The sequence below is a fragment of the Paenibacillus sp. FSL R7-0312 genome, from assembly GCF_038004445.1.
Taxonomy (GTDB): Bacteria; Bacillota; Bacilli; order Paenibacillales; family Paenibacillaceae; genus Paenibacillus_AQ.
In genome coordinates, this window is record NZ_JBBORE010000001.1 from 1352740 (window position 1) to 1364794 (window position 12055).

General features: G+C 46.9%; 11 protein-coding genes. All 11 read left to right on the forward strand.

The features are described 5' to 3' along the window. Positions 1-689: 689 nt before the first annotated feature. The 11 genes from rpmH (at position 690) to MKX70_RS05825 (ending at position 11956) form a co-directional block, all read left to right on the forward strand. Positions 690-824, forward strand: a complete 135-nt coding sequence (gene rpmH / locus MKX70_RS05775; RefSeq protein WP_039295761.1) for a 50S ribosomal protein L34 — start codon at positions 690-692, stop codon at positions 822-824. A gap of 499 nt (positions 825-1323) precedes the next feature. Further along, on the forward strand, positions 1324-1674 hold the full coding sequence (gene rnpA, locus MKX70_RS05780; RefSeq protein WP_042140607.1) for a ribonuclease P protein component: 351 nt from the start codon (positions 1324-1326) through the stop codon (positions 1672-1674). Positions 1675-1759: 85 nt separating this feature from the next. After that, positions 1760-2704 carry a YidC/Oxa1 family membrane protein insertase gene (locus tag MKX70_RS05785; RefSeq protein WP_042241243.1) on the forward strand — a complete coding sequence of 315 codons (945 nt, stop codon included), beginning with the start codon at positions 1760-1762 and terminating at the stop codon, positions 2702-2704. Continuing rightward, positions 2701-3435, forward strand: a complete 735-nt coding sequence (gene jag, locus MKX70_RS05790; RefSeq protein ID WP_042241240.1) for an RNA-binding cell elongation regulator Jag/EloR — start codon at positions 2701-2703, stop codon at positions 3433-3435. The genes MKX70_RS05785 and jag overlap by 4 nt, the downstream gene beginning before the upstream one ends. 196 nt (positions 3436-3631) lie before the next feature. Continuing rightward, entirely contained in the window at positions 3632-5008 is a 1377-nt protein-coding gene (gene mnmE / locus MKX70_RS05795) for a tRNA uridine-5-carboxymethylaminomethyl(34) synthesis GTPase MnmE (RefSeq protein ID WP_340781470.1), read from the forward strand. 15 nt (positions 5009-5023) lie between these two features. Then, complete coding sequence (mnmG, locus tag MKX70_RS05800) at positions 5024-6910, forward strand: tRNA uridine-5-carboxymethylaminomethyl(34) synthesis enzyme MnmG (RefSeq protein WP_340781471.1); 1887 nt, start codon at positions 5024-5026, stop codon at positions 6908-6910. Positions 6911-6913: 3 nt separating this feature from the next. Then, positions 6914-7636, forward strand: a complete 723-nt coding sequence (rsmG, locus tag MKX70_RS05805; protein WP_042241235.1) for a 16S rRNA (guanine(527)-N(7))-methyltransferase RsmG — start codon at positions 6914-6916, stop codon at positions 7634-7636. A 448-nt stretch (positions 7637-8084) separates the two neighbouring features. Further along, complete coding sequence (gene noc, locus MKX70_RS05810; RefSeq protein WP_039295780.1) at positions 8085-8900, forward strand: nucleoid occlusion protein; 816 nt, start codon at positions 8085-8087, stop codon at positions 8898-8900. A gap of 210 nt (positions 8901-9110) precedes the next feature. Beyond that, a complete protein-coding gene (locus MKX70_RS05815; RefSeq protein ID WP_042140602.1) occupies positions 9111-9872 on the forward strand; it encodes a ParA family protein in 762 nt (253 codons plus the stop codon). Further along, entirely contained in the window at positions 9865-10707 is an 843-nt protein-coding gene (locus MKX70_RS05820) for a ParB/RepB/Spo0J family partition protein (protein ID WP_042218719.1), read from the forward strand. The genes MKX70_RS05815 and MKX70_RS05820 overlap by 8 nt, the downstream gene beginning before the upstream one ends. Before the next feature lie 94 nt (positions 10708-10801). Further along, positions 10802-11956: an aminotransferase class V-fold PLP-dependent enzyme gene (locus MKX70_RS05825; protein WP_042241230.1), complete on the forward strand. Its 1155-nt coding sequence runs from the start codon at positions 10802-10804 to the stop codon at positions 11954-11956. Positions 11957-12055 lie beyond the last annotated feature (99 nt).

A 12055-nucleotide genomic window follows, 5' to 3' on the forward strand; every position in this document is an offset into this window, starting at 1 on the left:
GAAATGTCGAAGAAAATGGGTTGTTGCTGAATCTTATCCCCAATATGCAATATCAAGAGACAAAAAAATATGGATAAATTTGAATTGTTCACAACTTTATCCACAGCTTGTTGATAATATAGAGAACAAACAAATCTATTCACATTCAAAAGTAATACTATCATAGCAAAACCCCCCTTGTTTTTCAATGAGCCACGCTATTTTATCCACAAATTCAATCACTTGTGTATAATTTTTAAGAACACCACTACATATTGTTGATAAATTGTTTACCGTTCGACAGTTTACGTCATGGCTTCGATATTTTTATACACAGGTTGTGCTCAGTTGTGAGCAGTCGACTATTTTTTTTGATCACAAGTGGATAACTATAATGTTCTGTGGATTACTTTTTGGAATAAAAGAACTGTGGATAAGACGCAGAGACGAAAATTCATGGGGATTAAGCAGGCTGGGGATAGCGGCGGAGCTGCTGAAGAGAACTGTGGAGAAATAAAAAAGAGGGAGGAAGGGGACAAGGTTGACTTTTGCCTTGATTATGTGTTTAAATATATAAAGGTGTTTTCTGTGAGGATATGTCTCCAAATTTAATTGATAATACTTGTAGATACTGTCCCTACTCTAAGGACGGCTTAGTCCGTTTCTGCTTATATGACAGTAATTAAGTTCCTGTAAGGGAGGTGCAATACATGAGACCGACGTTCAGACCGAATGTGAGCAAACGCAAAAAGGTGCATGGTTTCCGCAAAAGAATGAGCACGAAAAACGGCCGCAAAGTGCTGGCAGCCCGCCGCTTGAAAGGCAGAAAAGTTTTGAGTGCGTAAGTTAGGCCACTTAGGGACCACTGCGGTGGTCCTTTTTTACAAGATGAGAATTCAATGGGTCCCCATAAATATTTGAGTAATCATCGAAGCAAAGCCCCACTTTGTGGGGTTATTTTACATGGGGTCCCCGCAAAAGTTACGGATCAGGCTTCACTATAGAGCCGCACTTTGCGGGGTTTTTTTTGATATATAAGGAAGGAAGAGGACGCCTATCATTTTTTCCTTCTATATATAGCACAGAATTGGCAGCATCTCCTCAGAGCGGGAGGACCACTGTTATTCTGCAGCTGCAACAATAAAAGTATGGCTCTGCAGAGGAAGATAGCGCTACTGCGGGGCTTTTTTTGAAAGATAAAAATGTATACGCTTTGCATCCTTAAGGAGCCTTATCTTTCCGCTGAAACGGATGCCGTTTATGGCATCACCTGAATGACTATACTAATTAGAAGATGAAATTCCGGAGCTTACGCGAAATCCGGTATTTGAATAGGAGAGTCCCGTGCACAAAAGTCTACGATTACGAAACCGTGCCGACTTCAGCCGCGTATACCGCCATGGGAAGTCATTTGCGAATCATCAATATGTGGTGTACTGGTTTCCCAGAAAAGAGGTGGAGCGTTTCCGCGTAGGTATATCTGTCAGCAAGAAGGTTGGAAACGCCGTGGTACGCAACCGGATGAGGCGGCTGGTAAAGGAAATTGTCCGTCACCATGAGCCGGAAATTATCGGGGGTCTGGACATCGTGTTCATCGTAAGAAAAGGAGCGCTTTCCAAGGATTACGGCGAGCTCGAGAAAAGTGTGCTGCATGTGCTTCGCAAAGCCAAGCTGCTCAAGGCTTTGCACAAGTAAGAGGGACACAGGGGCTTGTTTATTTGTATCCATAATTATGTTATGATTTACGGTGCAATGGAATGTTTATGAGAGGGGTTTTGAAGTGTCTCTAATGAAGACTAAGCGAGGAAAAATGTTTCTTCTCCTCGGGTTAATGGTTCTAATGATCGCTGTTCTGTCGGGATGCTCTCCGTCTGCGGCAACAGTGACGCACACTACGGAGGATTTGAAAAATGGAGGCTTCTGGCAAAGTAATGTCGTTTATTATTTCGCCATTGCACTGGATACTTTCGCGAAGTGGTTTAATGGCCAGTACGGATTAGCCGTACTTGTAATGGTTATCATTGTGCGTACGTTAATTTTGCCGCTTACCATGAAACAGGTTAAGAGTTCACGTGCGATGCAGGCCATCCAACCGGAGCTTGAGAAGATTAAGAAAAAATATAAAGATGAGCCCGAAAAGGTACAGCAGGAAACGATGCGCCTGTTCCAGGAGAACAAGGTAAATCCGATGGCAGGCTGTCTGCCGCTGATCGTGCAGATGCCGATCTTCATCGCCCTGTACAACTCGATCTATTACAATCCGGATCTTAGATTGCATGACTTCCTGTGGCTGCAGCTCGGCAAGCCCGATCACCTGTTCATTTTGCCGCTTCTTGCCGCTGCTACGACATTCATTCAGACTCGTATGATGACCAAAATGAACCCGGTACAACAGCAGGGTCCAATGCAGTTCATGATGATGGTATACCCGGTTCTGATTTTCATCATGTCCTACAACTTCCCGTCCGCGCTTCCGCTGTACTGGTTCTATAGTAATCTGTACACCATTATTCAGAACTACTTCTTGTACCGCAACAATGATAAACATAAAGCGGCTATTGCAGCTGCCGGTGCCACCGCTTCCGCTACTGCAGGTAACGGCAAAGCCAAAGAAGTGAATTTGACGAAGAGCAAGAACAGCAACAATAACGCCCGCAAAGATGTTACTCCTGCTGCAAAAGGCAATAGCAGCAAAGGTAAGAAGGGGGTCAAAAAGTCAAAATGAGCAAAGTCGTCGCGACAGGGAAAACCATTGAAGAAGCTGTAGAACGGGGACTTAACCAGCTTGGAGTTCAGAAGGACCGGGTAACGGTCAACGTACTTGAACAGCCGTCAAAAGGATTCCTTGGATTGATCGGTGCAAAGGGAGCCAAGGTAGAATTAACCTTGATCTCTGAAGCCGCACCGGCATCAGCGGCGAGTGCTCCGCTACTGTCTCAGCAGTCAACAAGAGAGAGCAAACCAGAGGCGATCAGCGGCGTACCGCGCCAGGATTCCGGACAACCGGTGGAGGAAGCTTACGGGCAGGCCGTTCATTTCATTGTGGATGTCGCCAAGAGCATGGGGCTCGAGGTGGAAGTTGAAATCGTTCATACCAAGGAATCAACTGTTCTGCAAATATCCGGCCCGGATCTCGGGCTGCTGATCGGCAGAAGAGGACAAACTCTCGATGCTCTGCAGTATTTGGCTAATATTGTTGCCAACCGCTATTCCGACAGCTTCATCCGCCTTGTGCTGGATGCGGAGAACTTCCGTGAACGCCGCAAGAAGACGCTTGAGGAATTGGCGGATCGGCTGGCGGGACGTGTAGTCCGGACCCGTAAAGAGGTTGTCCTGGAACCCATGTCCCCGCAGGAACGCAAGATTATTCATTCCAGATTACAAGATCACCGGCAGGTAAACACGCTTAGCAAGGGTGAAGAACCGAACCGCCGCGTCGTTATAACTTTGAAGTAGATCTATATGCCGCAATGACTCCTTGACCTATGCGAGGAGTCATTGTTTTTTTGAAATATAAGAATTTATATGGTTCGCGCAATATATTACCCTTATATTTCGCGCTGAAACGGATGCCGTCCTTTGGAAGGACGGCTTAACCGTTTCCACTTGAAGAGACAAATAAGAAAAGATCAATCCAGAGGTGAATAACAACATGCTTAGTGACACTATTGCTGCTGTATCGACGGCTCTGGGCGAGGGCGGAATTGCCATCATCCGGGTTAGCGGACCGCAGGCTATCAGCCAGGTGGCTCCATTGTTCAAAAGCCGTATCCCCCTTACGGAAGCTGAATCCCATACTGTACATTATGGACATATTGTAAGTCCGCTGGATGGGGAGCGGATGGAAGAAGTGCTGGTTACGGTCATGAAGGGACCGCGTTCTTTTACAACGGAAGATGTAGTGGAAATCAGTGCCCATGGCGGCGTAATCTCTGTAAGAAGAGTGATGGACCTACTGCTGCAGCAGGATATCCGGCTGGCTGAGCCGGGGGAATTCACCAAACGTGCTTTTCTGGGCGGACGGATTGATCTTTCGCAGGCAGAGGCTGTTATAGACCTGATTCGTTCCAAATCGGACCGGGCCTTCTCGGTTGCGCTTAAGCAGGTTAGCGGTTCTCTATCCGCACGGATTCATGAGCTTCGGCACACTCTTATTGAGATGCTGGCTCATATTGAAGTGAACATTGATTATCCGGAACATGATGTGGAGTCCTTAACTGCCGATTTCATTAAGGACAAGAGCCAAGAGGTTATGGAAGGCATTAACAAGCTGCTTCGTACAGCTAATGAAGGAAAGATTCTGCGCGAAGGGATCACAACAGCAATTGTGGGCCGGCCTAATGTCGGCAAGTCCTCCCTGCTTAACGCGCTTGCCCGCGACAACAAGGCGATTGTAACCGATATTCCGGGAACAACGCGTGATGTAATAGAAGAGTATGTTACGATTAATAATATCCCGTTGAAGCTGCTGGACACTGCCGGTATCCGTGAAACGATGGATGTGGTAGAAAGAATCGGTGTGGAACGTTCGAAGGCGGCTTTTAGCGATGCGGATCTGATTCTGCTGGTGCTGAACGCCAACGATGAGCTCCATGAGGATGAATTGGCACTGATGGAACAAATCCACGGTAGACAAGCCTTGGTCATCATGAATAAAATGGACTTACCGTCCCGTCTGGATACGGATAAGCTGCGCTCCTTTTTTGACGAATCGAGCATTGTACCGATGTCTGTGCTGGAAGAGGAAGGACTGGATAAACTGGAAGAGGCGATCTCGGCACTCTTTTTCGGAGGCAAGCTGGAATCAGGTGATTTAACCTATGTAAGTAATGTAAGACATATAGCATTGCTCAAGAAGGCACACAGATCACTGCAGGATGCCTACGAAGCGGCGGAGATGCTTATTCCTATAGATATGATACAGATCGATGTACGCCTTGCCTGGGAGCAGCTCGGTGAGATCATTGGAGATACGGCTGCGGATTCTCTGCTGGATCAGATTTTCTCGCAGTTCTGCTTAGGTAAATAAAAGGAGGTAACAGTTATGAATTATGATGGAGGCAGCTATGACGTTGTCGTCATTGGCGCCGGACATGCCGGCTGTGAGGCGGCTCTGGCTGCTGCACGGATGGGCTGCCGCACACTGATGATCACGATTAACCTGGATATGGTGGCCTTTATGCCATGTAATCCATCCATTGGCGGACCAGCCAAGGGCCATGTAGTGCGTGAAATTGATGCGCTGGGCGGGGAAATGGGCCGCAATATAGATAAGACTTTCATTCAGCTGCGGATGCTTAATACCGGGAAAGGACCTGCTGTCCATGCACTTCGTGCACAGGCGGACAAGTTCCTCTATCAGCATGCGATGAAGGAAACGATGGAAAAGACACCTAACCTGACCCTGCGCCAAGGCATGGTAGAAGAACTGATTGTTGAGGACGGCCGCTGCGCCGGGGTCATTACGAAGACCGGAACCGTATACCACAGCAAAACTGTTATTCTGACGACCGGAACCTATCTGCGCGGCAAAGTGATTATGGGTGAACTGACTTATGAGAGCGGACCAAACAATCAGCAGCCATCCGTACGGTTGTCGGAGAATTTGCGTGAGCTTGGATTCGATCTTGTCCGCTTTAAGACAGGTACTCCGCCGCGTGTGCACAAGGATACGATTGATTTCTCCAAGACAGAAATTCAGCCGGGTGATGATAAGCCGAAATTTTTCTCTTTTGAAACCAAGTCATCAGATAATGAACAGCTGCCTTGCTGGCTGACTTACACTTCACCGGTCACACATCAGATTATTAATGACAACCTGCACCGGGCACCGATGTTTACCGGAATTATTGAAGGAACAGGTCCTCGCTATTGTCCATCGATCGAAGATAAGGTCGTGCGGTTCAGCGATAAATCACAGCATCAAATCTTCCTTGAGCCTGAAGGAAAAAACACATCGGAATACTATGTACAAGGTCTGTCTACAAGCCTCCCTGAGGATGTACAACTGGCAGTGCTGCGTTCCATTCCCGGCATGGAAAAGGTTGAAATGATGCGTAACGGCTATGCTATTGAATATGATGCGATGGTTCCAACACAGCTCTGGCCTTCCCTTGAAACCAAACGGTTACCGGGACTGTTCACAGCCGGACAAATCAATGGTACCTCCGGTTATGAGGAAGCTGCGGGGCAGGGTGTAATTGCAGGCATTAACGCAGCGCGTAAAGTACAGGAAAAGGAGCCGGTGGTGCTTGACCGGTCCCAGGGTTATATCGGTGTGCTGATTGATGATCTGGTCACCAAGGGAACCAATGAACCTTATCGTCTGCTGACTTCGCGTGCGGAATACCGGCTGCTGCTCCGTCATGATAATGCGGATCTGCGCCTGACTCCAATCGGTTATGAGATCGGACTTATTCCAGAGCAACGATACGAGGCATTCCTTGATAAAAAGGGACGGGTGGACCGTGAAATCATCCGCCTGCAGGAAACGAAGGTTAAACCTGTTCAAGTAAATGAAGCTCTTGCCGGGTATGACTCTGCACCGATTGTTGACGGAAGCAATCTGCTGACCTTAATGCGCCGTCCGGAGCTTGCCTACAGCTTCGTAGATATGATATCGCCTGCCCCAGAAGAACTGGACGAAGATATGAAGGAGCAGGTTGAGATTCAGATAAAGTATGCCGGATATATTGAGAAACAGCTCCAGCATGTTGAGAAGCTGCAGAAGATGGAGAAGAAGAAGATCCCTGAAGATATCAACTACAATGAGATTCATGGACTTGCGATGGAAGCCCGGCAAAAGCTGACCAAAATCGTACCCATCTCCATTGGCCAGGCTTCACGCATCGGAGGAGTAACACCGGCGGATATCTCGATTTTGCTGGTGCATTTGGAGCATTATAACCGTGTGACAGCGGCGAAAGGATAATCTATGGATAATACGGCAGCCCAGTTCACCGCTCTGCTCAAGGAGCGCGGACTACAGCTCTCAACGAAGCAATTAGAACAATTCGAACTATACTTCCAGGAATTGATTTCCTGGAATGAGAAGATGAACCTTACAGGTATTACGGAAAGAAGTCAGGTGTATACGAAGCATTTCTACGACTCTCTATCTCTGGCCTTCTATCTGAATATGAACGAAACCAAGAGTCTCGCCGATATTGGCTCAGGAGCAGGTTTCCCTGGAATTCCGCTGAAGATTTGTTTCCCGCATCTGAAGCTGACGATTGTAGACTCACTCAGCAAACGGATATCCTTTCTGCAGCATGTATGTGATACCCTGGGCCTGACGGGCGTACAACTGATCCACGGACGTGCCGAGGATGTCGCCAGACAGTTTGTCCACCGTGATGCTTATGATGTGGTGACTGCCCGTGCAGTTGCCCGCCTATCTCTTTTGAATGAGTTTTGTCTTCCGTTCACACGTAAGGATGGAATCTTCGCCGCAATGAAGGGAAGCGACCCGGCTGAGGAATTGGCAGAAGCCAAACGCAGCTTCAAGGAACTTCGCGCTGAGCTGCAGAAGGTGGAATCCTTCAGCTTGCCTGTTGAAGAATCCGCCCGGCATATTATTCTCGTACGTAAGACCGGGGCAACACCAGCGAAGTATCCGCGTAAGCCAGGCGTACCAGCTAAGTCGCCTCTTGTATAATTGTTTCACGTGAAACAATCAAAATCATATTTGCGAAACCAGATCAAGCTCATGCAGAATGGGCTTGATCTTTTTTTATGAGATTTGTGGTATATGTCCTATATTGAGTTTATTTGTGAATTAGGGGACCTGAGGGGACCTTTAGGCAGGAAAAATAGGTCTATATGGAGAATAGGATTATGAGCAGAAAAGTGATAGAATACTATAGTAAGACTTTTTATAGAGAAGACTCTTCTGCTACTCTGTCACTACCTTGGTTGTAGAGAGCTGGAGGTCAGAAATATGGCCAGGCTGTTCTTGAATTATTGAGCTGATCAGTGATCTGTTCTTTAATTGTAGAAAAGCGACTATGAATCGGATAGATGCTTTTCTTACGCTGTACGATAGGCTTTTCGCAAGAAAGGTTAGAAGGATCGTACTATAACGAAATTAGGTGGTTATGAACGGAATGAAAGAACAATTCACCAAGCTTTTTGGATTTACCGAGCGGAGCAGCGGAGAAGAGATCAAACAAATCCCGGTTCATGAGGTCATCAGCAGTCCATATCAACCACGGACGATTTTTGATGATGACAAGATAGATGAGTTATGCCAGACTATCAAAACTCATGGAGTTATCCAGCCGATCGTTGTGCGTATGCGTGATTCCCAGTATGAAATCATTGCCGGTGAAAGACGCTGGCGGGCGGTCAAAAAGCTGGGCATGGAGACTATTCCAGCTCTTGTGCGCGAATTCAATGATTCACAAGCAGCTTCAATTGCACTGATAGAGAACTTACAGCGTGAGGGTCTTACTTCTATTGAAGAGGCAATCGCCTATCAGAAGCTGATTGATCTGCATCAACTGACGCAAGAGAGTCTGGCTCAAAGGCTTGGTAAAAGCCAGTCAACGATTGCCAACAAAATCCGCTTGCTGAATTTACCGGAGGCAGTCAAAGTTGCACTGATGGAAAGAAAGATCACTGAGCGTCATGCGCGTTCGCTTTTGTCTCTGGACAGTGAAGAGATGCAGATGAAGGTGCTGGCTGAGATTATCTCCAAAGAGCTCAATGTGAAGCAAACAGAAGCACGTATTGCATTCTATAAAGCTGTTACACAGACTAAGAAATCAAAACGGGTATCCTATACAAAAGATGTTCGTCTCGCCCTTAATACAATTCGCCAATCCATAGACATGGTGTCCGGTTCGGGGATGGAAATCAAGACCTCTGAGAATGACCGTGGCGATCATTATGAGATTGTTATTCAAATCCCAAAAAGATAAATGGTTTCAAAAGCTGAAGGCGGCCCTGAGGTGATTGGCCGCCTTTTCTATGACTAGCTCCAGACGTTATCACACATACAGTTTATGGATAAGTTAATGTATATTTGTCTACAATTCCCGCACATGTGATGCCGTAGTATACAAATCATTATGATAATACAACTCATGACCCTACAAGATGATTCTTTCTAACAATTCGAGGTGAAATAAGTGTCCAAGATTATTGCCATAGCAAATCAAAAAGGCGGGGTCGGTAAAACAACAACCTCTGTAAACCTGGGTGCCGGTATGGCTACTTTAGGGAAAAGAGTGCTGCTTGTTGATATTGACCCGCAAGGCAACACTACGAGCGGCGTTGGCGTCAACAAAGCGGATGTAGCAAATTGCATTTATGATATTCTTATTAATGAAGCAAACCCGCAGGAAACGATATTGGAGACCCAAATCGAAGGCCTTCATATCATACCGGCGACTATTCAATTAGCGGGTGCGGAAATTGAATTAGTCTCTACCATATCCAGAGAACTAAAGCTGAAGAAGGCTCTAAATGCGGTCAAGGCGAATTATGATTACATCATCATCGATTGCCCTCCATCATTGGGCATTCTTACCATTAACTCTCTGACAGCAGCGGATTCAGTCATTATACCGATTCAATGTGAATACTACGCACTTGAAGGGCTAAGCCAACTGCTTAACACTGTAAGACTGGTGCAGAAGAATCTTAACCCTCACCTTAAGATAGAGGGGGTACTGCTCACTATGCTTGATGCCCGGACCAATCTGGGGATTCAAGTGATTGAAGAAGTGAAAAAATACTTCCAGGAGAAGGTATATAGAACCATTATTCCGCGTAATGTCCGTCTGAGTGAAGCTCCTTCACACGGACAATCTATTATTACTTATGATTCCCGTTCTAAAGGAGCGGAAGTGTATTTAGAGTTGGCAAAGGAAGTGATTTCTTATGAGTAAGCGCCTAGGCAAAGGCTTGGATGCTTTAATACCTTCTTTATCTATTAACGAGGATGATAAGGTTGTAGAGATACCTTTGTCTCAGTTAAGAGCCAATCCGTATCAGCCGCGTAAAGATTTCAACGAAGAGGCTATTCAGGAGCTGGCTGAATCAATCCGACAGCATGGGGTTATTCAGCCAATCATTGTCCGCAGTGTATTGAAGGGGTATGAGATCATTGCCGGTGAACGCCGGTTCCGTGCATCCCAATATTGCGGCAAAGCAACGATCCCTGCGGTGGTCCGCAGCTTGAGCGACCAACAGGTTATGGAGATTGCCCTGATTGAAAACCTGCAGCGTGAGAATCTAAACGCAATGGAAATTGCGGTTGCATATCAAGGGCTAATGGATCAATTCGCTCTTACCCAAGAAGAGCTATCATTAAAGGTGGGGAAGTCCAGATCCCATATTGCCAACTTCTTGCGACTGCTTAGTCTGCCGGAGGAAGTGAAGGATTATGTTTCACGTGGAACAATTTCTATGGGTCATGCCCGGGCAATTGTAGCGCTGAAAGATCCGGAGACGATAAAGCAATTAGCCGGACAGTGTGTGGAACAACAGTGGAGTGTAAGAGAACTGGAAGAGGTAGTGAAAAACCTCGACCGCAAACCCGCTAATGGAATCAAAGCTAAGGTGGTCAAACGCGATCCTTATATTGATAACGTTGAAGAAGTGTTGCGGGAACGGTTCAAAACAACTGTTAAGATTAAGCAAGGTAAGGAAAAAGGCAAAATAGAATTAAATTATTACAGCGCCCAAGACCTGGAAAGACTACTGGAGTTGCTTGGGAACTGATTTGGATATTTATGCCGAAAACATATCCTGAGATATCCCTAAAACGGATATGGAGGGATATGTTTTTTAAACGGAAAATAGTGAGGGTGAAGAGATGGAGAGACTGGTATATCTGGATCATGCAGCAACCTCGTGGCCAAAGCCGCCTGCAGTGGCTGCTGCAATGATGGAGGCTCTGGAACATTCAGGGGCAAATGCTGGACGTGGTAACCATTCGCTGGCGATAGGTACAGGCCGCGTGCTGGTGCGGGCACGGGCACTACTTGCTCAACTGTTCGCGGTCTCCAATGCTCAGAATATTGCCTTTACCCATAACACCACCATGGGGCTAAATATGGCTATTAAGGGTACACTTCAACCAGGGGATCATGTGATTTCAACGATGACAGAACATAACTCTGTACGCAGGCCCTTAGAGTATTTGCGCCGGACAATAGGTGTTGAAGTGGATTATTTACAAGTGGATGGTGAGGGGCAGGTTGATCTGCTAGAACTTCAACAATCGTTCCGCCACAATACCAGAATGGTGGTTTGTAATCACAGTTCCAATCTGCTCGGGAGTATACTTCCTCTTGGGATTATCGGCGATATGGCCAAATCACACGGAGCTGTGTTTCTGGTGGATGCTGCTCAGAGTGCGGGCTCACTGGATATAAATGTGCCGGCAATGAATATAGATTTGCTGGCTTTTCCGGGGCATAAGGGGTTGTTAGGACCTCAAGGGACCGGGGGTCTGTATATATCACCATATTTAGATCTGGAGCCTCTGGTGCACGGCGGAACAGGCAGCCAGTCAGAGAATAGTGATCAGCCCATGGTACGGCCTGACCGCTATGAAGCGGGCACTCAGAACGCTGTTGGTGTAGCTGGGCTGCTGGCGGGTGTGAAGGAAATTCTGGCAATGGGAACGGAACGGATTCATATGCAGGAGTGGGAACTGACACAGAGACTGATGGAAGGCTTGGCCTTCATTCCGGGGATTCGGATTCTTGGCCCTGGTCTGGGCATTCAGCGCAGCGGAATTGTCGCGTTTGTAATGGAGGGACAAGAGTCAGCGGATATTGCCCATCGCCTGGACCGTGAATATAACATTGCAGTGCGTGCAGGCATGCACTGTACGCCGCTCGCTCATAAAGCCGCAGATACTTTGGAGAGTGGAGCGGTTAGGGCGAGTGTTGGTGTAAGCTCGACAGAAGAGGACGTTAACAGATTGCTGGATGCGATGGCTGAAATGTATGGTGCTTCATGAACAAGATAACAAGTGGCTATGGTGTTGGTGTCCTTTAAAAGGACGGTACCGTTTCGTCGGGGAATAGATGGATAAGCTATCATGTGAAACCTGTAAATT

What these genes read in the sequence shown, in the direction of transcription:
- rpmH (WP_039295761.1), top strand. Translation starts at nt 690, where the DNA reads ATGAGACCGACGTTCAGACCGAATGTGAGCAAACGCAAAAAGGTGCAT.
- jag (WP_042241240.1), top strand. Translation starts at nt 2,701, where the DNA reads ATGAGCAAAGTCGTCGCGACAGGGAAAACCATTGAAGAAGCTGTAGAA.
- mnmE (WP_340781470.1), top strand. Translation starts at nt 3,632, where the DNA reads ATGCTTAGTGACACTATTGCTGCTGTATCGACGGCTCTGGGCGAGGGC.
- mnmG (WP_340781471.1), top strand. Translation starts at nt 5,024, where the DNA reads ATGAATTATGATGGAGGCAGCTATGACGTTGTCGTCATTGGCGCCGGA.
- rsmG (WP_042241235.1), top strand. Translation starts at nt 6,914, where the DNA reads ATGGATAATACGGCAGCCCAGTTCACCGCTCTGCTCAAGGAGCGCGGA.
- noc (WP_039295780.1), top strand. Translation starts at nt 8,085, where the DNA reads ATGAAAGAACAATTCACCAAGCTTTTTGGATTTACCGAGCGGAGCAGC.
- MKX70_RS05820 (WP_042218719.1), top strand. Translation starts at nt 9,865, where the DNA reads ATGAGTAAGCGCCTAGGCAAAGGCTTGGATGCTTTAATACCTTCTTTA.
- MKX70_RS05825 (WP_042241230.1), top strand. Translation starts at nt 10,802, where the DNA reads ATGGAGAGACTGGTATATCTGGATCATGCAGCAACCTCGTGGCCAAAG.